The following is a 25,144-nucleotide window of genomic DNA, read 5'->3' as shown; positions in this document are numbered from 1 at the left end:
ACATGTCTGAACAACAAGCACAGGGCGCTGACGCGGTAGTCGATCTTAACAACGAACTGAAAACCCGCCGCGAGAAGCTGGCAGCGCTGCGCGAGCAGGGCGTGCCGTTCCCGAACGATTTTCGTCGTGACCACACCTCAGACCAACTGCACGCTGACTTCGACGCTAAAGAGAACGAAGAGCTGGAAGCGCTGAACGTTGAAGTGGCCGTTGCAGGCCGCATGATGACCCGTCGTATCATGGGTAAAGCCTCCTTCGTGACCTTGCAGGACGTGGGCGGCCGTATTCAGCTGTACGTTTCCCGTGACGACCTGCCGGAAGGCATCTACAACGAGCAGTTCAAGAAGTGGGACCTGGGCGATATCCTGGGCGCGAAAGGTAAACTGTTCAAAACCAAGACCGGTGAACTGTCTATCCACTGCACCGAGCTGCGTCTGCTGACCAAAGCCCTGCGCCCGCTGCCGGACAAATTCCACGGCCTGCAGGATCAGGAAGCGCGCTATCGTCAGCGCTACCTGGATCTCATCTCTAACGATGAATCCCGTAAGACCTTCAAAATTCGCTCTCAGATCATGGCCGGTATCCGCCAGTTCATGGTGAACCGCGACTTTATGGAAGTGGAAACCCCAATGATGCAGGTGATCCCTGGCGGCGCGTCTGCGCGTCCGTTCATCACCCATCACAACGCCCTGGACCTGGACATGTACCTGCGTATCGCGCCGGAACTGTACCTGAAGCGTCTGGTGGTCGGTGGTTTCGACCGCGTGTTCGAAATCAACCGTAACTTCCGTAACGAAGGTATCTCCGTTCGTCATAACCCAGAGTTCACCATGATGGAACTCTATATGGCGTATGCGGATTACAAAGATTTGATCGAGCTGACCGAATCCCTGTTCCGCACCCTGGCGCAGGACATTCTGGGTACCACCCAGGTCCCTTACGGTGAAGAAGTCTTCGACTTCGGCAAGCCGTTTGAAAAACTGACCATGCGCGAAGCGATCAAGAAGTACCGTCCGGAAACCAACATGGCGGATCTGGATAACTTCGATTCTGCGAAAGCGATCGCTGAAAGCATCGGTATCAAGGTTGAGAAGAGCTGGGGTCTGGGCCGTATCGTGACCGAGATCTTCGAAGAAGTGGCCGAAGCGCACCTGATTCAGCCGACCTTCATTACCGAGTATCCGGCTGAAGTCTCTCCGCTGGCGCGTCGTAATGACGAGAATCCGGAGATCACCGATCGCTTCGAATTCTTCATCGGCGGCCGCGAAATCGGCAACGGCTTTAGCGAGCTGAACGATGCGGAAGACCAGGCTCAGCGCTTCCAGGATCAGGTTGACGCGAAAGCGGCAGGCGACGACGAAGCGATGTTCTTCGACGAAGACTACGTGACCGCGCTGGAACACGGTCTACCACCAACGGCGGGTCTGGGGATTGGTATCGACCGTATGGTGATGCTGTTCACCAACAGCCACACCATCCGCGACGTGATCCTGTTCCCGGCGATGCGCCCGGTGAAATAAGGCGTTAAGATGTAAAAAAAGCCCCGAAAGGGGCTTTTTTATTGCGCCGCGAAGGCTTTGAGTTTTTCGCGGGCGGTCGTCGCTTCCATGACCATCCACGGGCTAAACGCCCAGGGCGTCGCGTCCAGCGCGCGGAATAGCGCGTCCAGTTCAACCCACTGATAGTCCATCACTTCATCTTCGTTTATCGTCACGTCATTGGTGATGCGGGCGGCGAATACCGGGCAAATTTCGTTTTCCACGATCCCGGACGGGTCGGTTTCCCGATAGCGAAATTCAGGGGCGACGGCGGTGATATCGGACAGCTCAGCGCCTACTTCAAAGCGGCAGCGGCGAATTATCGCCTGTATCGTCTCTTCGCCGGACTGCGGGTGGCCGCAGACGGAGTTGGTCCAGACGCCGGGCCAGGCTTTTTTGCTTAAGGCGCGCCGGGTGATCAGACATTCGCCGTTTGCGTTAAAAAGCCAGGAGGAGAAAGCCAGATGCAGCGGGGTATGTAAGGTGTGCGCGGCATATTTTTCCTGAGTGCCAATCACCATTCCCTGGTCGTTTACCAAAATAACGTGTTCTTGAATACTCATTCATGCTCCAGTGCCAAAATGCCGAGTGGTTCAGCACCATCAGCCGGATCATTATACTGCATTCTTATACGAACGGTTTGGCGCGTAGAGCGGAAAAGGGCATGACCCATATTCGTTTTGGCTGTTATCATAGTGCGCCATTCACGCTGACCGAGGATCTGTTTTGTTTGCAGGAAGCCTGACGAGAAACCCCATCACCGCCATTTTTTGCCTGACGATGACGCTATTGCTGGCGGGCTGTTCAGGGAGCAAATCTTCGGATATGGGCAGCTATTCCGGTTCGGTCTATACCGTTAAGCGCGGGGATACGCTGTACCGGATTTCGCGTGCAACGGGAACCAGCGTGAAGGATCTGGCGCGTCTGAATAATCTCTCACCACCCTACACCATCGAGGTGGGGCAGAAGCTGAAGGTTAGCGGCGGATCGTCCTCGGGTAAAAAATCCTCTTCGAAAGGCAAAGCCGCCAAAGTGACGCCGTCCTATCAGGTGCCTCAATCATCCTGGCCGCCGGTCGGTCAGCGCTGCTGGATCTGGCCTGCCAGCGGTAAAGTGGTCGCCCCTTACTCGCTCTCTGAAGGTGGCAATAAGGGTATTGATATCGCGGCTGCACGCGGTACGCCGGTTTATGCCTCCGGAGCCGGGAAGGTGGTTTACGTCGGCAACCAGCTGCGCGGCTACGGTAACCTGATCATGATTAAGCATGGTGAAGACTACATCACGGCCTATGCGCACAACGACACGATGCTGGTCAACAACGGGCAGAACGTCAAAGCCGGGCAGAAGATTGCCACCATGGGCAGCACCGGTACGGATTCGGTGAAGCTGCATTTCCAGATTCGCTATAAGGCGACGGCCATCGATCCGCAGCGTTATCTGCCTGCGCCCGGCAGCAAACCGAAGTGCTAATTGATTATTTAATCGCCGGTTAGTTGTGAAGAGGCTTGTATGAAGGTGCGTAAGGTCTATAATGCCATACGCACCTCAAAGCGGGCGTAGTTCAATGGTAGAACGAGAGCTTCCCAAGCTCTATACGAGGGTTCGATTCCCTTCGCCCGCTCCAGAACACATCTTAAAATATTCTAACTTGCTGAATTAAAAACAGTAATGCGGTAGAGCTCTTTACGGAGTTACTTGCTGTATCCCTCTCATGGCAATACAGACAACTGATTCAGCCAATAGAATGAAACTACCGGCCCTGCTATCGCCTATATTTCAGCGCAACAGTGTCAACTATTACTGTCTTAGGTTCAGTCATCAGGGAGATGCACTTTTGTCTTGTTTTCCTCAGTCCGTGGTGTTGCTGCTTGTTTTTTGTTCCTGACTGCGGTGATTTGGTTATGCAGTATTCCATCGATAACCATTAGCAGTCAATGCAATCTGGAATCCATTCCACCAGAAGCATTAGAAAGTATCCGCGTCACTTCTCATTTCTCTAAACTCTGGTGCACTGAGCCAGACGAATCTTGCAATTTGCTATATGTCATATTTTAGTATTTAGGAATTATCAGTTACGACATTCTGATAATTCCTTTTTGAATCGATTCTAAATAGGTAGTTTTTGTATTTTTACTTTACATATCATAATTCATTATCTTCAAATAATGCCAATGAGTATACCCACGATGGCATTGCATTGATCTTTTTTTCATATGAATAATTTGTGTTAGAGCATTCATTTTTAATATTGTATCTGAAACTAGGTAGTGCTGAATTAATTAAATATTTATCTATAAGAGATGATACGCAAAAGTAAGGTTGATTATTCGCTTCCTGAACGAGTTGTTTTAAATTAGCATTGTTTCCTGCAGCTACAAATACAGGGACATCTCCGTAATCGGTCGGATTTATATCCCATTTAAATACAAAGTCATTGTCGTGATCGCCTGTTTTGCTGAAAAGATTAGTTGGGAGAACACTCTTATTCATAAAGAATTTATTTAAGGCTGGTTTGTGATCGCCATAAATCACAACAACAGCCTCAGGATCTATCTCTCGTACTTCTTTGTAGAACTCAACGAAGCGATCAATTGCTTGTTTTAATTCGTATGTATATACATACTCTCCCGAGTCATTCTCATGAGGATAGGGGCCATGTGTAGACATAGTTATTAAATTCATGAAAATATTTTTTTTGTCGGCTTTTTTTAACTGATCGATTGCTGACTTATAAAGAAGGTAATCATCGGGTTGCCATTGCCATTTTTTTTTGGTTGCGACAATTTGATCGGGTAGGCTTATATTAGACATTTCATAAAGCCCATCAAATTTTTCAAAACCAAATTTTTGATAAACAATATCTCTATGCCAAAATTCTTTTAAATAATTATGTGCTGCATAAGTAATAAAACCTTTTGTTTTTAAAGCGCTTGCAATGGTGTCAGAATGCGATTTGAATTGTGAGGAATATTCTTGATAAATTATACCCGATAAGACCCTTGAATTACTTGGTAGCCCTGTCAGCATTTCAAATTCAACATTTGCAGTACCTCCGCCATAAACTGGAGACGTCGCTCGAAAAGTAACAAAGCCTTCATTTAATATTGGGGCGATAAGTTCTTTGAAATTTGCATTGTCATACCAGCATGACTCACATAGTACATAAATGATAGTTTTATGTTTCGGTAATTCCGTACTTCCCGTTCGTTTTTCAAGATCGTACATCTCTTTATTATTTTCGTTAGCCAAAGGTGCAGATTTTCGTGAGCTTGTCATTACAATATGCATTGCCATTCCATTGTCCTGGAGGTTTTCAGGCCAATTCCATGACTTATAAATCACATTCATTTCTTTAGCTAATAATATCATTTTGCGGGAGAGAAGACTGTCCTCTCCAAAAAGAGAACTGAAATGAGTATAGAATGAGAAAGGTAATATAATCATAAAGCTAATGGCAAGTGATGCTTTATTTTTCTTTGTTGTGTAAAATGCTCTGCTGATAAAAAATAAAATCACAAAAAATAATATTGCAAGGAAAAGACAAAATACTGGCCACGGTGTAAGATAATGATTTGCAATAGATATGTTAGAACGGGAAAATAAGTCATTCCAGGATAACACTTCACCTGTGAGTGATAATTTTATGTCGCTTATATATTCTAATAATTTAAACGCTATTAAGACTGTATAGGCTGAAATTAATGATGGTATTTTTATCAACCGAAGTGAAATATAGGATAAAGGTAAAGGGCTTGCAAGCCATAAATAGTGTATTGTTAAATATAAATGGTTTGGTAGTGGTGCTGGATTTTTAATCCCCACGAAAGCTATTATAAAAAAAAGAACGATGAATGTGAAATCCATTAATGAGGATTTTATTTTTCTGGAATGATTAATTGAGATGAGAGGCTTAGTCTTGAAGAGCAAGTTCATTTTTTGAACCTTAGGATTAATGATCTAGAGTAGATCATGTAATTATAAAGCCTGTAAAAGGCTATCTCAATAGGTAAGTAATGCCAACACTTAAACAGTAGTATATGCCACTCAATGATATGTAAACCATTGAGCAATCTCTGCGCGAAACGGCAACTGATAACCTACCGAGTTAGCCCCTAAGTAGAGTTATGATGCCAACTCCTTAACCACTATACTTATAATAAGATAGATTGCGTGCACTAATTATGCGCCAGCAAAGAAGGCTGCATTATGCAGCCTTTTAAAATTCACCCTTTCGGGAACACCCACACATGCTTCTCAGGCAGCGAAAGATGGCAGTGCTGCGGATCCCGAACCTCATGCCCATACGCACGAATGACAAAATCATCCCCCACGGTGCGGAACAGGTACTCCCAGCGGTCGCCGAGGTACATGCTGGTGAGCAGCGGCAGCTCAAGCTGATTTTCCCCTGGCCCCTCGACCACCGCCACGCGCTCGACGCGGATCACCGCCGTGGCTTCTTCACCGCTCTGCACCCCTTCACCGGCCTGGCCCCACAGCACCCAGCCTTTGCCTTCGATACGCGCTTTGCCTTCGCGCACTTCGGTAACCTTGCCGTGCAGGCGGTTGTTGCTGCCCATAAACTCAGCGGTAAACAGCGTTTTTGGCGAGCCGTACATCTCCTGCGGCGTGCCCTGTTGCTCAATTTTGCCGTTGTTGAGCAGCAGGATGCGGTCGGAAATCGACATCGCTTCGTTCTGGTCGTGCGTCACCATCAGCGCCGATAGCCCGAGCTTGATAATCAGCTCGCGCAGGAACACGCGGGCCTCTTCGCGCAGCTTGGCGTCGAGGTTAGAGAGCGGTTCGTCCAGCAAAATCACCGGCGGGTTGTAAACCAGCGCCCGGCCAATCGCCACGCGCTGCTGCTGCCCGCCGGAGAGCTGGTGCGGGTGACGTTTGCCAAGATGGCCCAGACCCAACTGGTCCAGCACGTCCTGCACGCGCTGCTGGATCTCTTTGGCCGGGACTTTGCGCAGCTTGAGCGGATAGGCCACGTTCTCAAACACGGTCTTGTGCGGCCACAGGGCATAGGACTGGAACACCAGCCCCAGGTTACGCTCTTCCGCCGGGACCTCGCTGCGCGGCGTGCCGTCGTAAACTTTATTGTTGCCAATGACAATCGACCCCTGCGTCGGTTTTTCCAGACCCGCGACGGCGCGCAGCAGGGTGGTTTTACCGCTGCCGGAGGGGCCTAACAGGGAGACCACTTCGCCGCGCTTCAGGTTCATGGAGACACCTTTTAAAACAGGATTGTCGCCGTAGGTTAAGTGCAGATCGTCAACCGCTAATTCAATCATGTATTTTCACTCCGAAACGAAGGGCAATGCCCAGACCTACCACGACCAGCAGGATGTTAATGAAAGAGAGCGCCGCCACGATATCGATGGCACCCGCGGCCCAGAGGGAAACCAGCATCGAGCCGATGGTCTCCGTGCCGGGTGAAAGCAGGTACACACCCGTTGAATATTCGCGCTCAAAGATCAGGAACATCAGCAGCCACGAACCGATAAGACCGTAGCGGGAGAGCGGGATGGTGACGTGGCGGGTGATCTGCCCGCGCGTCGCCCCGGTGCTGCGCGCCGCTTCCTCAAGCTCCGGCCCCACCTGCAGCAGCGTGGAAGAGATAAGCCTCAGCCCGTAAGCCATCCACACCACGGTATAGGCCAGCCAGACGCTGAAAATGGTGCTGCGCAGCGAACGCAGCCAGACGATGACGTTTTCACGCATCCAGTCGGTCCAGGCGAACCCGGAAAGCCAGCCGGATTTCAGCGAGTTATCCAGCCACATCGGCAGGAACAGGAACACCCACAGGAACGCCAGACCCGCCAGCAGGCCAGGCACGGCGCGCGGCACCAGCACGCTGTAGTCCAGAAAACGCGTGGTGTTGTCCGGCTTGCGGTGCATGGCAATGCCGACAAACAGGTAGCACACCACGGCCAGCGCGCCGCCAATGACGCCAATCGCCATGGAGTTGACGATGGCGCGCAGCAGGTTGGGCTGCGCCCAGATGGTGCGGAAGGTGTTCAGAGAAAGCTCGTCCCACAGCGAAACGCCCACGCCCCAGTTGGAGATAAACGCGCGCAATACCACGCCGAGCAGCGGAACGCCGATGGTGACGGTGAGCCAGAAGGCAATCACTCCGCCAGCCACCCAGCGCCATTTACCCAGCGGCAGCGCGCGGGCCTGCGAAGCCTTACCCTTCATGGTGACGAAGCGGTTGGCGGTGCGCATCAGGCGACGCTGGAGCATCACCAGCGGGATGGTGATGCAGATCAGCACCACGGCAACCGCCGCCATCAGGTTATAGGATGGGGTGCCCATCTTGTTCGTCAGCTTATAGAGATAGGTCGCCAGCACCATGTTGCCTTCCGGGTCGCCGAGGACCAGCATCAGGCCGAACACTTCCAGCCCGAGGAAGAACAGCAGCACGGTGGCGTACAGAATGGACGGGCGCACCATCGGCAGGCTGACGGAGGTCATCACCTGCCAGGGCGACGCGCCCGCGGTGCGCGCGGCTTCTTCCACATCGGAGCCCACGCTGCGCAGCGCTGACGAGATATACAGATAGGCGTGCGGGACGTGCGTCAGGCCGGCGATGACCACAATGCTCGACATGTCGTAGATATTCCACGGCACAAAGCCAATCAGCGCCTGAGCCCACTGGGAGAGAAAGCCCACCGGACCGGCGGCCACCACGTAGCCGAAGCCCAGCACCATCGGTGAAACGAAAATCGGGACCAGGATAAGCGGCTCAATCAACCGGCGGCCGGGCAGGTCGGTACGCACCATCAGAAACGCCAGAACGCCGCCCAGCGGAATGGAGATAAAGACCAGCCCGAAAGCAAGAATAAAGCCGCTTTTCAGGGCCTTATAAAAATCAGGGTCGGTGAAAATAAACTCAAATGATTCAAAGCTCCACTCTTTTGACGGCGAAAAGAACGGGGCGGACAGGAAGCTCTGGATCACGATAAACGACAGCGGCGTATAGATAACCAGGGCGGTTATCAGCACGACGATGCCTCGCGGCAGGCTTTGCCACTTTCTGCGTAATGTATTCATGGGGTATCCCTGGTGTTGCAGCCCAGAAAAACGAACTCAGTCGATAAGGGAGCGCGGCGGCCTGCGCCGCGCTCAGACGCTTATTTACCGGCGGCGGTACGCCACTCTTTGATGTACTCCAGGCGTTTTTTCGGCTGCAGGTATTCCAGCAGCGTTTCATCAACCGGAATTGGCTTCAGCGCGTTGCCGAGGATTTTGGTCAGGCCGTCGATATCATTTTTCCCTTCGATATCGTTACGAATGGAGGGAATATCCGCCTGACTGGCCAGAATGTTTTGCCCTTGTTCAGACAGCACATAGTCCAGCCACAGTTTCGCGGCGTTGCTGTTTTGCGATTGCTGGCTGATGAACGACACGCGCGACAGCACCAGGGTGTAATCTTTTGGATAGGAAATGCCGAGAGAAGGATCGTTCTTTGCGCGCGCTTCCGCGTAGGAACCGAGGATGTTGAAGCCGATCAGGTTTTCACCGGAGGAGACGCGCTCCATCATGGTGCCGGTAGACGACTGCACCGATAAGCCACCTTTGGCGACGTCGGCCAGGGTTTTGAAGTAATTAGGATCGGCGTTGTGATCCTGAACCGAGAGCATAAAGCCCAGGCCCGATTTTTCGATGTCGTAGGTGGTGACTTTGCCCTTGAATTTGTCCGTCTGGCTGGCAATCAGCTTCGCCAGCGCGGCGTGAGAATCCGGCACGTCGCCGGCCGGGATCAGGCGCTTGTTGTAGATAAAGACCACCGGCTCATAGGTGGTGCCGTAGGCCTTATCTTTCCAGACCGCCCATTTCGGCAGCTGGCTTTGCTCCGGCGATTTATACTCCATGGCGTAGTCGGTGGCGAGCTTCAGGCCGGTGTCCATAGAGGAGCTCCAGACCACGTCGCCGCTCACGCCGCCGGAGGCCTGTTCGCTGATGAAACGGTTATACAGCTCGGTGCTGTTCATGTCGTTGTATTCGACTTTAATGCCCGGGTAGGTTTTTTCGAAGCCCTGGATCAGCGGCCCGGCGGCCTTGATGTCGGTGGTGGAGTAAATAACAACCTTGCCCTCTTTCGTTGCGGCATCAACCACTTTTTGATACTCAGCAGGATAGCCCTGCGGCAGTGCAGACAGTGCAGAAGCAGAGAACAGTACAGTAGCGGTAAGCAGAGAAATTCGGAACGTGTTCGACATTATAGTTAACCTTTTAGTTACATTTGAGGAACTAATTGTCAACATAGCGTATCGGGTTCCACCTACAAGAGGGTGAAGCAAGCAATGATTCCGAAGTGTGATTGTCGCCGTCGTTTCAGCAATTAACACCATAAAATCCGCGAACGTTAGCCTCCGAACGGTTCTGGATTACGGTTTATCGGGCGCTTTGCGGTATAACCTTCGCGGATGACCAATATTGCCATACAGCATTTCGATGCTGATTAACCCGCTCTCCACGCAGTATTCAAGGTAGCGACGCCCCGTGGTTTTGCTGATCCCCACGTTTTCCACCACCTCTTCAACCGACATCGCATCGTCGGGATGCTCGGCGAACAGGCGTTTAATCCGTTCCAGCGTTTGGGGTTCAATGCCCTTCGTCGACGGCGTAATGGAGGCTTCCGAGGCGGGCAGATTAAACAGGCGATCCAGCGCATGCTGATCGACCACCTTCACCTGCTGCACGGTGTGGATAAAACGCATAAACCGCTCCAGCGAGGCGTGCAGGCGCTGGAAAAAGACGGGCTTAATCAGGTAGTCAAACGCGCCGCTGCGCATGGCGTGGCTGCAGGTCTGCATATCGCTGGCGGCGGTGATGAAAATCACCGAACACTCATAGCTTTTCAGCAGCGGGTTATCGATGAGCTCCACGCCTTTACCGTCCGGGAGATAGTTGTCCAGCAGGATCAGCCGCGGCTGATGCTGACGAATCAGCCTGCACGCCTGCTCAATCGACGCGGCGATGCCCACCACGCGCAGATGGAAATTCTGCTCGATATACTCGCGATGCAGCTCCGCCAGGTGCGGCTCATCTTCAACTATCACAACGTCAAGTGGTCGGGTCATGCTGTTGCCCATTCGGAATAAACACAGAAAAAATAGTGCCCTGCGGCGTGTTGTCGGCAATCTCAATACTGCCGCCGGCCTTGTCGATATATCCTGCCACCAGGAACAGGCCAATACCGTGCTCGGTGCCCACAATGTCGTTTTCGCTGTCCGGCTTGCTGCTGAACCCCTGGCGGAAAATGTGCGGCTTCATCGCATCCTCCACCCCGCAGCCCCGGTCGGCCACCTCGATCAGCAGCTCCTGGTTACGGTCAGAAATGTAGAGTTCTACCGGCGCGTGGACCGGGGCGTTGAGTGTCGCCTCCACGGCGTTATCCAGCAGGTTACCAATAATGGACATCAGCTCCGTTTCACTCAGCGTGGCAGGCATGCGGATGAGCTGGCAGGCGGGGTCAAACAGCAGCTCGATGCCTTTTTCGCGCGCGCTGACGTATTTTCCTAACAGCAGCCCACACAGCGCGGGAGAGGAAAAACGGGCTGAGACAAAGTCCAGCACGCGCTGCGCGCCCTCTGACTGCACCTGAATGTAACGGATGGCCTCGTCATAGTGTTTCATCTGCAGTAGCCCGACCAGAGTGGCGGTCCAGTTCAGCTGTTCGTGGCGCATAATGCGCAGGTTATCCGCATAGCGTTTGATCTGGCTGAGCTGGCTGCTTAGGGTATTAATGTCATTTTTGTCGCGAAAGCTGTATACCCAACCGCTTTCAACGCCCGGTTCGACCTCAATGGCTACCCGGTTGACGATCACCTCGCGCTGGTTCAGCACCGCAATCTGGTCATGGCTCCCGCTGCTCACCGAGGCGTAGCGCTGGGATAAAAATCCCGGCGCCGTCTGCAGAATGTCCTCCAGCGGTTTACCGATAAGTTCTTTCTCATTTTGCCGAATATCCAGCATTTCGCGTGCCGCGCGGTTAATTAAAATCAGCTGCTTCTCGCTATTAACGGCAAATACGCCTTCGTACATGGCTTCTAATAGGGCGCGCTGCTGCAAAACCAGCTGAGCGATATCTTTCGGCTCCAGCCGGAACATCTGTTTTTTTAAATTGCGGGTAAACAGCCAGGAGAAAATAAACAGCAGCAGCAGAAGCGCAGCGCCGTATAGCCCGGACTGCCAGAGAATGCGGGCGTTAATATTGGCAATATACGACGTCAGATAGCCGACCGAGACAATGCCAATCACCTGATGCTGCGCGTTGAAGATGGGCGCTTTACTGCGTAGCGACACGCCAATCCCGCCCTGACGCACGGAAATAATGGTTTTGCCCTTTAATACCTCCGCATTATCCCCGCCGATCATCGGTAAATTAATCCGCTCCGGGGATTCCGAATGATAGAGGTGCTGCTCCTCGGTATCGCCAATCACAATGTAGCTGGCATCGCTTTCAGCGCGCAGCGGCTGAATTAAGCGGGCTATTCCCGGAATATCCCTGGCCGCTACCATTGCCGCCAGACCCGGCATCAGCGCGATCTGGCTGGCCTGAACCCGGGCGCGCTGGCCGAGATCGTGGTGGAGCTGACGGTCAATAAAATGAAACAGGATTGTTCCCAGCAGAACTAACAGCAGGCAGGAGAAGCACACCAGCGCTAAAAACAGTTTTACCTGAAAAGAGAGTCTGCGTTTCATTCAACCTGCGGAAGTTATGTAAAAGTGACATTTGCCGAGCCTGACATGGGCCAATAGCGGACGCAATCTGGCGAGAAAAGAGTTGTGACCTGGCTTTTCGTTTTCGGCGTTATACCCTAAATAATTCGAGTTGCGGGAAGGCGGCAAGGGAACGAATCCCCGGGAGCGTACATAAGTACGTGACTGGGGTGAGTGAGTGCAGCCAACGCACCTGCAGCTTGAAGTATGACGGGTATATAGCCATCAGGATCCCGTAAGGCTATGCTTCATTCAGCACGATAATAATTACAGAGGCAATGTCATGGATAAAGAACTACTGGATGCAGGTTACCGGGCCTATACCGGCGAGAAAATTGACGTTTACTTCAATACCGGGATCTGCAAACACTCAGGTAACTGCGTGCGTGGGAGCGCAAAGCTGTTTAATCTGAAACGTAAGCCGTGGATCATTCCCGATGAAGTGGACGTTGAAACGGTTGTACGCGTGATTGATACCTGCCCGAGCGGTGCGCTGAAGTATCGCCAAAAATAAGCGAGGAACCATGGATATTCTGGAAGGCCATAACAAGTTTTACGTGAATGATGCGAACGGCAATCAGGTCGCGGAGATTGTCTTCGTACCGACCGGCGAGCATCTGAGCATTATCGAGCACACCGACGTGGATGAGAGCCTGAAAGGGAAGGGCGTCGGTAAACAGCTGGTAGCGAAAGTGGTGGAGAAGATGCGCGGTGAGAATCGCAAAATTATTCCGCTGTGCCCGTTCGCGAAGCATGAGTTTGATAAAACGCGGGAATATGACGATATTCGGGCGTAAATAACACCGGCGATGGCCGGTGTTTTTTTATCTTACCTGCTCAAACAGCAATACCATCGCGATCAGCACCATTATCCCTCCCGATGCCATACTTACCAGACGCGCCGCCTGTGGCCGGGTCGCCAGTACCGCTTTCGAACCATACCCCACCAGCAGATAGACCAGCGTACAGGTGATAAGGTGCATCACGCCAAGCGCGGACATCTGCTTCGCTATCGACCAGCTTCCGGTCGGGTCGGTGAACTGCGGAAGCAGCGCCAGGAAAAGTAAAAAAACTTTCGGGTTAAGACCGCTAATGCAGAGCCCTTTCACCGCCCACTGCCTCCAGTTTCCCCCATGATGGGTGGCCTTTTCCGGTGCGGCAGGGTGACGCAACAGTCCGATGCCAAGCCACAGGAGATACGCGGCCCCCGCGACGGTCAGCCCGGTTAACGCCATCGGGTGTTGAGCAATCACTACGCCCACGCCAGCCACCACAATCAGCGTGGCTATCAGATGCCCGGACATTAGCCCCATCACCGCCGGTACCACGCGTCGCCCGTTAATCCCGGCGCTAATGGCGTAGGCCCAGTCGGCGCCTGGCGTCATGATAAGCAGAAAAGAAACCACCCAAAAGCCGGCCACAATACTCATTTCCATCGTCCTGAAGACTCCCGCAGTGCGTCAAAGGTTGAGAAAAAGAATATCGCTAACCCTGCGAAATAGGCTTTCAATGTTATGCTCATAACACCGTGAAATTGAGAAAATCTTCCACATGGATAGCATCGATCGAAAAATTCTTGCTGAGCTACAGTCTGATGGCCGCTTATCCCTTACCGAGCTGGCGGAAAGAGTGAATCTGAGCCTCTCGCCGTGCCATCGCCGCGTGCGGGCGCTGGAGCAAAGCGGGGCGATAACGGGATACCGTGCCAGCCTCGACCCCGCCAAAATGGGATTCAACTTCCTGGCGATAGTGTTTGCGACGCTGAAGGAGGGTGACCGTAAGGCGGTTAGCGCGTTTGAAGCGGCGGTGGAGGAAATTCCGCAGATCGTGCTGGCCCAGCGCCTGTTTGGCGATCCAGATTATCTGATGCACGTCGTGACCCGCGACCTGCCCGCTTTCCAGAAGCTCTACGACGAGAAGCTCTCCGCCATGCCCGGCGTGCAGCATCTTCGCTCTACGCTTGTCATGAAAACGGTGGTGCAGGACAGGCCTTTTCCGCTGTAAGCAGCAGGCCAGGACTGAAAGGCCTGCCCGGCAGAGCGCTGGGCAGGAAAGGAAATTAGCCGACAAACATCACCGACACGCACAGCACGCCGACGATCAGCGTCAGCAGGTTGCCAATGGAGCGGTACTGTTTCAGGGAGGGGATCAGATACGTCGACAGCGTCGGCATGATAAACAGGATCATGGCGATAAGCGGGCCGCTGATGGCGTAAATCATCGAAATGGCGTTCGGGTTAATGCAGCAGACGGCAAAGGTGATTAACGACACTCCCATAATGGAAATCGCGCGGTTAAAGGCGCGGCTCTTTTTCACCCCCACCTGGTTCAGCGACGACTTCACGATCTCCGTCGCCCCTTCAATCACCCCAAAATAGGTGCCGAGAAACGATTTCGACATCGCAATAATCGCCACGATAATCCCGGAAATGCCCAGCCACGCCGGAGAAGAAGGCATCATCGACAGCGCGGACAGGATCGTTACCCCTTGCTCTTTGGCGGCCACAATGTACGACGGCGGAATTGAGAGCAGGCAGCTGAAGACAAAAAACAGCACGCTCAGGCAGATGATCAGGTACGCCACCTTCATGATTTTCTTGCATTTATCCATGGCACCGTCGGCAAACTTCTCGCGGCGATCAACGGCAAACGTTGAGATAATCGGGGTATGGCTGAAAGCAAATACCATCACCGGAATCGAAATCCACACCTGGTGCAGCGTATGGCGATCGACGGCCATCTGGCTGGTCAGCAGCGAGGGTTGCCAGCTGCCGATCAGGTAGAGCGAGACAAACAGAAAATAGGCAATCAGCGGAAACACCAGGAAGCCCATCACTTTTATCGTGATATGGCGACCCATCAGGAAGATCAGATTCAGGACCAGCACCACGCCCAGGCTGACCAGCACGCGAACGGCGGTATCCACCGTCAGGTGTTTCGCCAGCTGCTCCGTGAGCGAGTTGGTGATGGCCACCGCATAAATCTGCACCACCACAAAGAAGGCGATGAAATAGAGCGTGGTGATCAGGTTGCCAATCTTCCTGCCGTAGTAGTGCGAGACGGCGCCGGTGATCCCTTCGTTGCCTTTTGTTTTTGACGACAGGATAAATTGCGCCAGAGCTCTGTGCGGCCAGTAGGTTAAGGGGTAGGCCACGAGGGCGGTAATAAACAGGACGATTGCGCCTGCGGAGCCCAGCTGAATGGGCAAGAACAGCGTTCCTGCGCCCACGGCCGTGCCATAGAGAGCGAAACTCCAGAGAGTCTCATCTTTTGACCAAATTTTCGACATTAGAGCAACGTATCAACTATCAAACCATCGGAATGGCGTGCAATTTACCATAGTTATGCCTAAAGAGCGCAGTTGCTTCGACGGAGTTTGGCCGGAACGGGCGTCCGGCCAGAGGCGGTTTAGCCTGCCAGGGCGCGCCGTTGCTGGCGACGCTTAAGAAATTTCTCGCGCAGGCTATCGTACGCCCAGTTATAGAACATGGTGTACGGCAGGAAGAACAGGAAGAAACCTATTTCCAGCGTGAATGCCTGAAGCAGGGTAACGCCCAGCACGGCGGCGACAATCGACACGCCAATCACAATAAACCCGCATTCGAACCCCAGCGCATGCAGCGCACGGACTTTTGCGGTACGTTTGACGCGCTGAACGGGCCAGAAACGGTCGAAGCCAAAGTTATAAATAATGTTCCACAGCATGGCGGTGGTGGCCAGAATAATGGTCAATCCCCCCATCTCCACCACGGAACGCTGCATTAGCCACGCCGCCGTAGGGGCGAGGATCGCCGTAGCAATCCCTTCGAAACAGACAGCATGAAAGATCCGCTCCGGCAGCTTACGTTGGAGTGCATCCTGATGTTGCATAGTCATAGACCTCATTAATTCGCCGGTATGGGCGTTGATGCAGCCTATTTTTATCGCTATAGCTGATATATTAAAGATAGTATCCATCGCTAAAGTAGATAGGTTATGCGCTATTCACCCGAAGCCCTTACCGCGTTTGTCGAGACCGTTGCGGCGGGCTCTTTTTCTGCTGCTGCACGCCGGCTGCGTAAAAGCCAGTCGACGATCAGCACGTCCATTGCCAATCTTGAAGCCGATCTCGGTTTCGAGCTGTTTGACCGCTCGGCGCGTCAGCCGGTGTTAACGGTCCAGGGAGAACAGGTGCTGGGCTACGTGCAGGCTATCCTGGCCGCCAGCACGCGGCTGGACGAGCTGGCGGTGTCGCTAACGGCGCAAACGGAGGCGCGTCTGACGTTTGTCCTTTCCGATACCCTCAATCCGGACGTGCTGGAAGATATGATGAAACAGTTTGACGCGCGTTTTCCCCATACGGAATTCGAATGTCTGATTGGCGAGGAAGAGGACGTGATCGATCTGCTGCAAAAGGAGCGCGCGCAGATTGGCCTGACGGAAGCGCGCGACGGTTACCCTACGGATATTGGCGTCACCCGGTTGCCGATGCAGACCCGCATGGCGATCTACGTCGCGACCACGCATCCGCTGGCCGGACAACATGACGTTCAGCATGACGAGCTGCACGGCTGGCGCGAGCTGCGGCTCAGCACCTATCTTGAGCGCGAGGCTGAGATCGCGCGCGGGCCCGTCTGGTCAGCGCCGAATTACCTGTTACTCTTGAGTATGGCGGTACAGGGATTTGGCTGGTGCGTGCTGCCGTGTGCGCTGGTGGATGAATTTGCCGCTGCGAAATCCCTGGTACAGCTCAATGTTCCCGGCTGGCCGCGGGCGATCGGCATCGATCTGCTGTGGAATAAACGATCCCCTCCCGGCGTTGCCGGAAGCTGGCTACGGCAGTATCTGCAGGATGCGCGCTGATCCTTGTGATTAAACTCACTATTTTTAAACAATTAAGATAATTGCCAGTAACAATCCTCTACTATCGTCATGTCATTTAACACAGAGGTCGTGATGAAAGATGTCGTTATAGTGGGTGCGTTGCGTACAGCTATCGGCTGTTTTCAGGGATCGCTCGCGCGTCACTCGGCGGTTGAGCTGGGTAGCGTGGTGGTAAAAGCGCTGGTGGAACGTAGCGGGATCGCAGCACATGAAGTTGATGAGGTGATTCTGGGCCAGGTCCTCACGGCCGGTGCCGGGCAAAACCCTGCGCGTCAGGCGGCGCTGAAGGGCGGGCTGCCCAATACCGTCTCCGCTATCACCATCAACGACGTCTGTGGTTCAGGATTAAAAGCGCTGCATCTCGCGACGCAGGCCATTCAGTGTGGTGAGGCGGACGTGATCATCGCGGGCGGGCAGGAGAACATGAGCCGCGCGCCGCACGTGTTGACCGACAGCCGTACCGGCGCACAGCTGGGCAACAGCCAGCTGCTCGACAGCCTGGTGCATGACGGGCTGTGGGACGCATTCAACGATTATCACATGGGCGTGACGGCTGAAAACCTGGCGCGCGAGTATGGCATCAGCCGTGAGGTGCAGGATGCCTATGCGCTAAGCTCGCAGCAAAAAGCGCGTGCGGCGATCGATTCCGGTCGCTTTCGCGACGAAATTGTCCCGGTCAGCACGCAGCGTCAGAGCGGCGAGCGTATCCTCGTGGATACCGATGAACAGCCGCGCACCGACGCCAGCGCAGAAGGCCTGGCGAGGCTGAATCCCGCGTTTGAAATGCAGGGCTCGGTGACGGCGGGAAATGCCTCTTCCATTAACGACGGCGCTGCCGCCGTGATGATGATGAGCGAAAGCAAAGCCCTTGAACTCGATCTTCCGGTCCTGGCCCGCATTAAAGCATTCGCCAGCGTGGGGGTTGATCCTGCGCTAATGGGGATCGCACCGGTCTACGCTACCCGCCGCTGCCTGGAGCGCGCGGGCTGGCAGCTTTCGGATGTGGATCTGATCGAAGTGAACGAAGCCTATGCCGCGCAGGCGATCTCCGTCGGAAAAATGCTGGAGTGGGATCCTCTGCGGGTCAACGTTAACGGCGGCGCGATCGCGCTGGGGCATCCTATCGGTGCGTCCGGCTGCCGGATCCTGGTTTCGCTGGTCCACGAAATGAAAAAACGTAATGCCCGAAAAGGGATTGCCACACTCTGTATAGGTGGCGGGCAAGGGGTGGCGCTGGCCATCGAACGCTAACCTCTTCTCAAACAAAATGACCTCCTCCGGGAGGTTTTTTTTCGCGTCCTTTTTCTCCCGGCGGTTGAATTGTGATCCGAACATCATTTCCGCTATAAACAAAAATAAAAATGAAACGTTGTTTTAAATATAATTGAAAAGCCCACTTTATGCCGATAGTATGTGCTCATTATGAAAAACGGAACGCTGTTTCGTTTATTTCCGCCTTCGGGCATGACCACATCTGGAGGTTACCGTGGACGTCAGAGAAAGCATCCACAGTGCGCACGCCAAAACGCTCGATACTCAGGGGCTGCGCAATGCATTTTTAGTCGAGCAGGTATTCGAGGCCGACAGGTACACCATGGTTTACAGCCATATCGACCGCATTATTGTGGGCGGGGTTATGCCCGTCACGAAAAGCGTCTCCGTGGGCGGTGAAGTCGGTAAACAGCTGGGCGTGAGCTACTTCCTCGAGCGTCGCGAACTCGGCGTGATTAACATCGGCGGGCCGGGCACCATCACCGTAGACGGACACTGCTATGAGATCGGCCATCGCGAGGCGCTGTACGTGGGCAAAGGGGCGAAAGACGTGGTCTTTGCCAGCATCGACGGCAGCAGGCCTGCGAAGTTTTACTACAACTGCGCGCCGGCTCACGCCACCTGCCCAACCAGGAAAGTGACCACGGCAGACGTCGCGCCCGTGACGCTGGGCGACAACCTCACCAGCAACCGCCGCACCATCAATAAATACTTCGTGCCGGACGTGCTGGAGACCTGCCAGCTCAGCATGGGGTTGACCGAGCTTGCGCCGGGCAACCTGTGGAACACCATGCCGTGCCATACCCACGAGCGCCGCATGGAAGTCTACTTCTACTTCAATATGGATGAGGACGCCTGCGTGTTCCACATGATGGGACAGCCGCAGGAAACGCGCCATATCGTGATGCACAACGAGCAGGCGGTGATTTCACCGAGCTGGTCCATCCACTCCGGCGTAGGGACGAAAGCCTACACCTTTATCTGGGGAATGGTGGGTGAAAACCAGGTCTTTGATGATATGGACCACGTTGCGGTCAGCGATCTGCGCTAGTCGCGGGCGGTGCAGCATAAACCTGCCTGTGAGTCACAGGCTCTGAAAGAGTAAGGAATAAACATGATTCTGGATGCATTCTCTCTGCAGGGGAAAGTGGCGGTGGTTTCCGGGTGTGACACCGGGCTGGGTCAGGGCATGGCGCTAGGCCTGGCGGAAGCGGGCTGCGATATCGTCGGGATTAATATCGTTGAGCCTACGGAAACCATCGAGCGCGTGACGGCTCTTGGGCGCCGTTTCCTGAGCCTGACCGCCGACCTGCGTAAAATCGATGCCATTCCTGAACTGCTGGATCGCGCGGTAGCGGAATTCGGTCATATCGACATTCTGGTCAACAACGCCGGGCTGATTCGGCGTGAAGATGCGATCAACTTCAGCGAACGCGACTGGGACGACGTGATGGATTTGAACATCAAGAGCGTGTTTTTCATGTCCCAGGCGGCGGCGAAGCACTTTATCGCGCAGGGGAAAGGCGGCAAAATCATCAATATTGCCTCTATGCTCTCGTTCCAGGGCGGCATCCGCGTACCGTCGTACACCGCGTCCAAAAGCGCCGTAATGGGCGTGACCCGCCTGCTGGCAAACGAATGGGCGAAACATAACATCAACGTGAATGCGATTGCGCCGGGCTACATGGCGACGAACAACACGCAGCAGCTGCGTGCGGACGAGCAGCGTAGCGCGGAAATCCTCGACCGCATTCCGGCCGGACGCTGGGGTCTGCCGAGCGATCTGATGGGGCCGGTTGTCTTCCTGGCCTCCTCCGCATCGGATTACATCAACGGCTACACCGTGGCTGTAGACGGCGGCTGGCTGGCGCGTTAATTCCACCCGTATTGAGAACCTCTGCCCGTGGGCGGAGGTTTTTTTGCGCAATAATTGGCTTAGTCCATATCGATAAAGATGAAAAATCCATACTAAAAAATCACTAATGACGGCAATCACACTTTTATTGCTTAAATATTAACTGATTAGTAAAAATACGTGATTATTCGCCACGAGTTGAAATTGTAATGTCCATCACAGAACCGTATGCCGTAGCGGAATAATCCATAACTTCGCGATTTCCGGCCTGACACTTTTCCTCGCTTTCTCGTAATTTCAGTTAACGAATTTTGCTGTTGAGGCAGGAAAAATATGACATCGATAAATGACTCTACCCTAATGCCCGCTGCGCTGCGCGATACTCGCCGCATGAACCAGTTTGTCTCCATTGCCGCCGCCGTGGCGGGCCTGTTATTTGGACTGGATATCGGCGTCATTGCCGGCGCATTACCGTTTATTACCGATCACTTTACCCTCAGCAGTCGCCTGCAGGAGTGGGTGGTGAGCAGCATGATGCTCGGCGCGGCCATTGGCGCGCTGTTCAACGGCTGGCTGTCGTTCCGCCTGGGGCGCAAATATAGCCTGATGGTCGGGGCAATTCTGTTCGTTGCCGGCTCCATTGGCTCGGCGTTTGCCGCTAACGTTGAAATCCTCCTGCTCTCCCGCGTGCTGCTGGGCGTGGCGGTGGGGATTGCGTCCTACACGGCGCCGCTTTATCTCTCCGAAATGGCGAGTGAAAACGTGCGCGGCAAGATGATCAGCATGTATCAGCTGATGGTCACGCTGGGTATTGTGCTGGCGTTCCTGTCTGATACCTACTTCAGCTACAGCGGCAACTGGCGCGCGATGCTGGGCGTGCTGGCCTTACCGGCGCTGGTGCTGATCGTCCTGGTGATTTTCCTGCCAAACAGCCCGCGCTGGCTGGCGCAAAAAGGGCGTCACGTGGAGGCGGAAGAGGTCCTGCGCATGCTGCGCGATACCTCGGAAAAAGCGCGCGAAGAGCTGAACGACATCCGCGAAAGCCTGAAGTTAAAGCAGGGCGGCTGGGCGCTATTTAAGATCAACCGCAACGTGCGCCGCGCGGTCTTCCTCGGCATGTTGCTGCAGGCGATGCAGCAGTTCACCGGGATGAACATCATCATGTACTACGCGCCGCGCATTTTCAAAATGGCCGGGTTTACCACTACGGAACAGCAGATGATCGCGACCCTGGTGGTCGGGCTGACCTTCATGTTCGCCACCTTTATTGCCGTGTTCACCGTGGACAAGGCGGGCCGCAAACCGGCGCTGAAGATTGGCTTCAGCGTGATGGCGCTCGGCACGCTGATCCTCGGCTACTGCCTGATGCAGTTTGATAACGGCACGGCCTCAAGCGGGCTTTCCTGGCTTTCTGTCGGGATGACCATGATGTGTATCGCAGGTTACGCGATGAGCGCCGCGCCGGTGGTGTGGATCCTGTGCTCCGAAATTCAGCCGCTCAAATGCCGTGATTTTGGCATCACCTGCTCCACGACCACCAACTGGGTATCAAACATGATCATCGGCGCGACCTTCCTGACGCTGCTGGACGCGATTGGCGCAGCGGGAACGTTCTGGCTCTATACGGTGCTGAACGTGGCGTTTATTGGCGTCACGTTCTGGCTGATCCCGGAAACCAAAGGCGTGACGCTGGAACATATCGAGCGCAAGCTGATGGCAGGGGAGAAACTGCGGAATATCGGCGTGCGATCGTAATGCCTGTTTAAGCGTTCAACACAAGTCAGAGTTGGTAAAATGGTTAGTCATTACAATAATAACGTAATGAAATTCACTACCAACTCTGGCAGGGAAGGATGAATAGAGGGATTTGAACTTAGGATAATTCTTAGGATAATGTATCATCGGAACACCGCTGTTATTTGCGCAACATGAAACGCATCCTAAAAAGAAGAATGTCTATGTCTGAGATGGATATCAAAAAAAGCACCGATCTTGATTTTCCCCGTTATACCTCCCCGGCAATACACGCTAAAGAAATTGATCTTTTCGGTTTATTAGCGGTCCTTTTGGCGGCCAAAAAACGCATTGTCACCATTACCCTTGCTTTTGCACTGGCGGGGCTGGCCATTTCATTTTTACTGCCGCAGAAGTGGACCAGTAAAGCAGTGATCACTCAGGCAGAATCGTCGCAGTGGAACCCGCTGCGCCAGATGATGGTAGCGTTGCAGGTACTTGACGTGGACGCGAAAATTTCCCGTCCGGAAGTCTTTGACATGTTTATTAAAAAGTTTCAGTCGCAGTCATTGCTTGAAGAGTATCTGAAATCCTCTCCTTACGTGATGTCACAACTTAAAGATGCCGAGGTGGATCCGCTTGAGCTGCATCGGGCGATAGTTAACATTTCAGACAGAATGAAAGCGGTGAATGACGCTCAGGGAAAAGACGCGGATAAAGCGCCTTTTGTCTCCTGGACATTGAGCTTCACTGCGCCGACAGCTGACGATGCTCAAGCCGTACTAAATGGATACATCGATTATATCGCGGCTATTGTTGAAAAAGAGACGGTGCAGAATATCCGCAACCAGATCGCCCTGAAAAAGAATGTCGTTGAGCAGCAGCTGGAACTGGATCGTGTCCGTCTGACTAATATTCACAATACCAACCTGCAGCGACTGAATTATTCGCTGGAAGTGGCAAATGCCGCAGGCATTAAGAAACCAGTTTACAGCAACGGGCAGGCCGTAAAAGATGACCCGGATTACTCCGTTGCGCTCGGCGCTGACGGTATCGCGCAAAAGCTGCAGATCGAAAAAAATCTGAAGGACGTGACCGAGCTGAATGCGGATTTCCAGAACCGGGAATACCACCTCGCACAGCTGAAAAAGCTCTCCTTTGCCGATGTTAAACTTGAGCCATTCCGGTACCAGCTCTCTCCTTCCATGCCGGTGAAAAAGGATGGCCCGGGCAAGGCTCTGATGGTCGTCCTGGCGGCGCTTCTGGGGGGCCTGTTTGCCTGCGGTAGCGTTTTACTGCGCGAGGCGATGCTCGCACGTACTTCGCCGCCGGAGCCGGTAGCGGAATAAGCTCTGCAGTTTAAAAGGCGCTGAATACAGCGCCTTTTTTTATGTGCATCGGTTGTGTTAAAAAAGAGACCAAAGATAAGGAGGGATGATGAAAACGATCGGCCTGTTAGGCGGAATGAGCTGGGAATCGACAATCCCTTATTACCGCCTGATTAATGAAGGGGTAAAGCAGCGTCTGGGTGGTCTGCACTCCGCAAGCCTGCTGCTGCACAGCGTTGATTTCCATGAAATTGAAGCCTGTCAGTCGAGCGGTGAGTGGGATAAAGCCGGCGAGATTCTGGCTCAGGCGGCGCTGGGGCTGGAGCGCGCCGGCGCCGAGGGTATTGTGCTTTGTACCAATACCATGCACAAAGTGGCGTCGCATATTGAGGAGCGCTGTTCGCTGCCGTTTCTGCATATCGCGGACGCAACCGGGCGTGCGATTACGGCATCCGGGATGTGCCGCGTAGCGCTTTTGGGTACACGCTACACCATGGAACAGGATTTTTATCGTGGACGTTTGAACAGTGAATTTGGGATAGAGAGCCTGATCCCGGATGAAGAAGATCGGGCGCGCATCAATCAGATTATCTTTGACGAGCTCTGCCTCGGTACCTTCACCGAATCTTCCCGCGCGTATTACGTCAGCGTCATCGATAAACTCGCGCAGCAGGGGGCTGAAGGCGCGATCTTCGGCTGCACCGAGATTGGCCTGCTGGTGCCAGCCGAGCGAAGCCCCGTCCCGGTATTCGATACCACCGCCATCCATGCCGCGGATGCCGTGGCGTTTATGCTGTCATAACGGGTTTTGCAGGTCAGGTAAGCGAAGCGCCACCTGGCGCGCGTGCTCCTTTAAGTGTTCGGTGAACGCGTCCACCAGCGCGGAAGCCGGACGGTGCAGCGGGCGGATCAGGCTCACGGTGAACGGGACGGAGACGCTAAAGCGGCGGATGACGATCCCGCTTCCGGCATAGTCCAGCGCCGTGAGCGGATTCACCACCGCGACGCCGACGCCTGCACGCACCATCGCGCAAATCGAAGCCGCGCTGTGCGTTTCTACCACCATTCGCCGTTTGACCTGATGCTCGGCAAACAGCGAATCCAGCAGCTGTCTGTAGCTGTCTGTCTGCGAAAGGCTAATGTAGTTTTCCCCGTGGAAATCCTCCGGTGTGAGCACCGCCTTACCGGCAAGCCGATGCCCTGCGGGCAGAACGCACACTTCATCTAACGAGATCAACTCCGTGCGCGCCGTTCCCGCCGGCGTGGAGAGGGTTTCAGTTAAGCCTAAATCATGACGCTGGGCCGAAAGCCACTCTTCAAGCAGGGGGGATTCCTGAGGCACGATGGTGAGGCTGACCTCCGGGTATCGGGCCAGAAAAGGCTGCAGCAGCATCGGCAAAAAGGATTGCGAAAAGACGGGCAGGCAGACGATCGACAGCTCGCCCTGGCGAAACTCGCGCAGGCTTTCCGCAGCACTCACTATTCTGTCCAGTCCGTACCAGGAGCGCTGGACTTCCTCGAACAGGCGCAACCCCTGCACCGTCGGGTGAAGCCTGCCCCGGGTGCGCTCGAACAGCTTCAGCCCCAGCACTTTCTCGAAGCGGGCCAGCTCGCGGCTCACCGTCGGCTGCGAGGTATGCAGCATCTGTGCGGCTTCGGTGAGATTGCCGGTAGTCATCACGGCGTGAAAAATCTCGATGTGGCGTAAATTGACGGCGGGCATAGGGCACCTGAAAGCAGATTACTGTCCATATCATTTTTGCATAGACTCGCGATAAAACGATATTTTTTATTCTCTTCGCGCTGTGGCGTAATCATCAAAA

Annotated in this window: 23 protein-coding genes and 1 tRNA gene; 13 read left to right on the top strand and 11 right to left on the bottom strand. The window is 53.9% G+C overall.

The genetic code is table 11. From position 1 onward, the window contains the following. Positions 1-2: 2 nt before the first annotated feature. Positions 3-1,520 carry a lysine--tRNA ligase gene (lysS, locus tag ACOTZC_RS10180; RefSeq protein WP_023309094.1) on the top strand — a complete coding sequence of 506 codons (1,518 nt, stop codon included), beginning with the start codon at positions 3-5 and terminating at the stop codon, positions 1,518-1,520. Between the two features lie 38 nt (positions 1,521-1,558). On the opposite strand, the gene idi is transcribed toward lysS, so the two are convergent. Beyond that, positions 1,559-2,101: an isopentenyl-diphosphate Delta-isomerase gene (idi, locus tag ACOTZC_RS10175; protein WP_045405048.1), complete on the bottom strand. Its 543-nt coding sequence runs from the start codon at positions 2,099-2,101 to the stop codon at positions 1,559-1,561. A 163-nt stretch (positions 2,102-2,264) separates the two neighbouring features. On the opposite strand from idi, the gene actS reads away from it, so the two are divergent. Together actS and ACOTZC_RS10165 are read left to right on the top strand one after the other, a co-directional pair. Further along, a complete protein-coding gene (gene actS / locus ACOTZC_RS10170; RefSeq protein WP_274621334.1) occupies positions 2,265-3,008 on the top strand; it encodes an amidase activator ActS in 744 nt (247 codons plus the stop codon). Positions 3,009-3,088: 80 nt separating this feature from the next. After that, positions 3,089-3,162: transfer RNA gene (locus ACOTZC_RS10165), tRNA-Gly, on the top strand. Positions 3,163-3,680: 518 nt separating this feature from the next. On the opposite strand, the gene ACOTZC_RS10160 is transcribed toward ACOTZC_RS10165, so the two are convergent. From ACOTZC_RS10160 to ACOTZC_RS10135, 6 genes are all read right to left on the bottom strand, one after another. Next, positions 3,681-5,471 carry an LTA synthase family protein gene (locus tag ACOTZC_RS10160; protein ID WP_421635751.1) on the bottom strand — a complete coding sequence of 597 codons (1,791 nt, stop codon included), beginning with the start codon at positions 5,469-5,471 and terminating at the stop codon, positions 3,681-3,683. A gap of 290 nt (positions 5,472-5,761) precedes the next feature. Then, positions 5,762-6,832, bottom strand: a complete 1,071-nt coding sequence (locus ACOTZC_RS10155) for an ABC transporter ATP-binding protein (protein ID WP_045404646.1) — start codon at positions 6,830-6,832, stop codon at positions 5,762-5,764. Next, the gene (locus tag ACOTZC_RS10150; RefSeq protein WP_023309073.1) at positions 6,825-8,594 is read right to left on the bottom strand and encodes an ABC transporter permease; all 1,770 of its coding nucleotides are present in this window, start codon (positions 8,592-8,594) and stop codon (positions 6,825-6,827) included. Before ACOTZC_RS10150 ends, ACOTZC_RS10155 begins: the two co-directional genes overlap by 8 nt. An 80-nt stretch (positions 8,595-8,674) precedes the next feature. Next, positions 8,675-9,763 (bottom strand): ABC transporter substrate-binding protein, encoded by a 1,089-nt coding sequence (locus ACOTZC_RS10145; protein WP_047173547.1) that lies wholly within the window; start codon positions 9,761-9,763, stop codon positions 8,675-8,677. 168 nt (positions 9,764-9,931) lie between these two features. After that, a complete protein-coding gene (locus ACOTZC_RS10140; protein ID WP_100245683.1) occupies positions 9,932-10,627 on the bottom strand; it encodes a response regulator in 696 nt (231 codons plus the stop codon). Then, positions 10,611-12,251, bottom strand: a complete 1,641-nt coding sequence (locus ACOTZC_RS10135; protein ID WP_045404637.1) for an ATP-binding protein — start codon at positions 12,249-12,251, stop codon at positions 10,611-10,613. The genes ACOTZC_RS10140 and ACOTZC_RS10135 overlap by 17 nt, the downstream gene beginning before the upstream one ends. A 301-nt stretch (positions 12,252-12,552) precedes the next feature. Here ACOTZC_RS10135 and yjdI point away from each other — a divergent pair, with 301 nt between their 5' ends. Both yjdI and ACOTZC_RS10125 read left to right on the top strand, forming a co-directional pair. Continuing rightward, on the top strand, positions 12,553-12,783 hold the full coding sequence (yjdI, locus tag ACOTZC_RS10130) for a 4Fe-4S mono-cluster protein YjdI (protein WP_008499689.1): 231 nt from the start codon (positions 12,553-12,555) through the stop codon (positions 12,781-12,783). A gap of 10 nt (positions 12,784-12,793) precedes the next feature. Beyond that, positions 12,794-13,066 carry a GNAT family N-acetyltransferase gene (locus ACOTZC_RS10125; RefSeq protein ID WP_047173545.1) on the top strand — a complete coding sequence of 91 codons (273 nt, stop codon included), beginning with the start codon at positions 12,794-12,796 and terminating at the stop codon, positions 13,064-13,066. Between the two features lie 27 nt (positions 13,067-13,093). Here the strand turns inward: ACOTZC_RS10125 and ACOTZC_RS10120 are convergent, their stop codons facing one another. Continuing rightward, positions 13,094-13,705, bottom strand: a complete 612-nt coding sequence (locus ACOTZC_RS10120; RefSeq protein ID WP_045404632.1) for a LysE family translocator — start codon at positions 13,703-13,705, stop codon at positions 13,094-13,096. Between the two features lie 115 nt (positions 13,706-13,820). Between ACOTZC_RS10120 and ACOTZC_RS10115 the strand changes: the two genes are divergently transcribed. After that, a complete protein-coding gene (locus tag ACOTZC_RS10115; RefSeq protein WP_045404629.1) occupies positions 13,821-14,273 on the top strand; it encodes an Lrp/AsnC family transcriptional regulator in 453 nt (150 codons plus the stop codon). A 55-nt stretch (positions 14,274-14,328) separates the two neighbouring features. Here the strand turns inward: ACOTZC_RS10115 and ACOTZC_RS10110 are convergent, their stop codons facing one another. Together ACOTZC_RS10110 and ACOTZC_RS10105 are read right to left on the bottom strand one after the other, a co-directional pair. Continuing rightward, the gene (locus ACOTZC_RS10110) at positions 14,329-15,558 is read right to left on the bottom strand and encodes an amino acid permease (protein ID WP_023309066.1); all 1,230 of its coding nucleotides are present in this window, start codon (positions 15,556-15,558) and stop codon (positions 14,329-14,331) included. A gap of 119 nt (positions 15,559-15,677) precedes the next feature. Beyond that, positions 15,678-16,139, bottom strand: coding sequence for a multidrug/biocide efflux PACE transporter (locus tag ACOTZC_RS10105; RefSeq protein ID WP_023309065.1), 462 nt, complete (start codon positions 16,137-16,139; stop codon positions 15,678-15,680). A gap of 105 nt (positions 16,140-16,244) precedes the next feature. On the opposite strand from ACOTZC_RS10105, the gene ACOTZC_RS10100 reads away from it, so the two are divergent. The 7 genes from ACOTZC_RS10100 (at position 16,245) to ACOTZC_RS10070 (ending at position 24,123) form a co-directional block, all read left to right on the top strand. Continuing rightward, positions 16,245-17,111 carry a LysR family transcriptional regulator gene (locus tag ACOTZC_RS10100; protein ID WP_047173543.1) on the top strand — a complete coding sequence of 289 codons (867 nt, stop codon included), beginning with the start codon at positions 16,245-16,247 and terminating at the stop codon, positions 17,109-17,111. A 93-nt stretch (positions 17,112-17,204) separates the two neighbouring features. Further along, positions 17,205-18,383 carry an acetyl-CoA C-acetyltransferase gene (locus tag ACOTZC_RS10095; RefSeq protein ID WP_023309063.1) on the top strand — a complete coding sequence of 393 codons (1,179 nt, stop codon included), beginning with the start codon at positions 17,205-17,207 and terminating at the stop codon, positions 18,381-18,383. A gap of 235 nt (positions 18,384-18,618) precedes the next feature. Continuing rightward, entirely contained in the window at positions 18,619-19,455 is an 837-nt protein-coding gene (gene kduI / locus ACOTZC_RS10090) for a 5-dehydro-4-deoxy-D-glucuronate isomerase (RefSeq protein ID WP_248169580.1), read from the top strand. A gap of 63 nt (positions 19,456-19,518) precedes the next feature. Beyond that, a complete protein-coding gene (gene kduD / locus ACOTZC_RS10085) occupies positions 19,519-20,280 on the top strand; it encodes a 2-dehydro-3-deoxy-D-gluconate 5-dehydrogenase KduD (protein WP_248191471.1) in 762 nt (253 codons plus the stop codon). A 312-nt stretch (positions 20,281-20,592) separates the two neighbouring features. Further along, positions 20,593-22,014, top strand: coding sequence for a sugar porter family MFS transporter (locus ACOTZC_RS10080; RefSeq protein WP_023309060.1), 1,422 nt, complete (start codon positions 20,593-20,595; stop codon positions 22,012-22,014). Positions 22,015-22,217: 203 nt separating this feature from the next. Further along, positions 22,218-23,342: an LPS O-antigen length regulator Wzz(fepE) gene (gene wzz(fepE) / locus ACOTZC_RS10075; RefSeq protein ID WP_045404620.1), complete on the top strand. Its 1,125-nt coding sequence runs from the start codon at positions 22,218-22,220 to the stop codon at positions 23,340-23,342. An 88-nt stretch (positions 23,343-23,430) separates the two neighbouring features. Further along, positions 23,431-24,123: an aspartate/glutamate racemase gene (locus ACOTZC_RS10070; protein WP_047173540.1), complete on the top strand. Its 693-nt coding sequence runs from the start codon at positions 23,431-23,433 to the stop codon at positions 24,121-24,123. On the opposite strand, the gene ACOTZC_RS10065 is transcribed toward ACOTZC_RS10070, so the two are convergent. Further along, positions 24,118-25,044 (bottom strand): LysR family transcriptional regulator, encoded by a 927-nt coding sequence (locus ACOTZC_RS10065; RefSeq protein ID WP_163354190.1) that lies wholly within the window; start codon positions 25,042-25,044, stop codon positions 24,118-24,120. The genes ACOTZC_RS10070 and ACOTZC_RS10065 overlap by 6 nt on opposite strands. Positions 25,045-25,144: the final 100 nt, after the last annotated feature.

Source organism: Enterobacter cloacae complex sp. SHL009, assembly GCF_049237205.1.
GTDB classification, from domain to species: domain Bacteria; phylum Pseudomonadota; class Gammaproteobacteria; order Enterobacterales; family Enterobacteriaceae; genus Enterobacter; species Enterobacter cloacae_M.
Note: the sequence above shows the minus strand (reverse complement) of the source record. Positions and strands in the feature narration are given on the sequence as shown.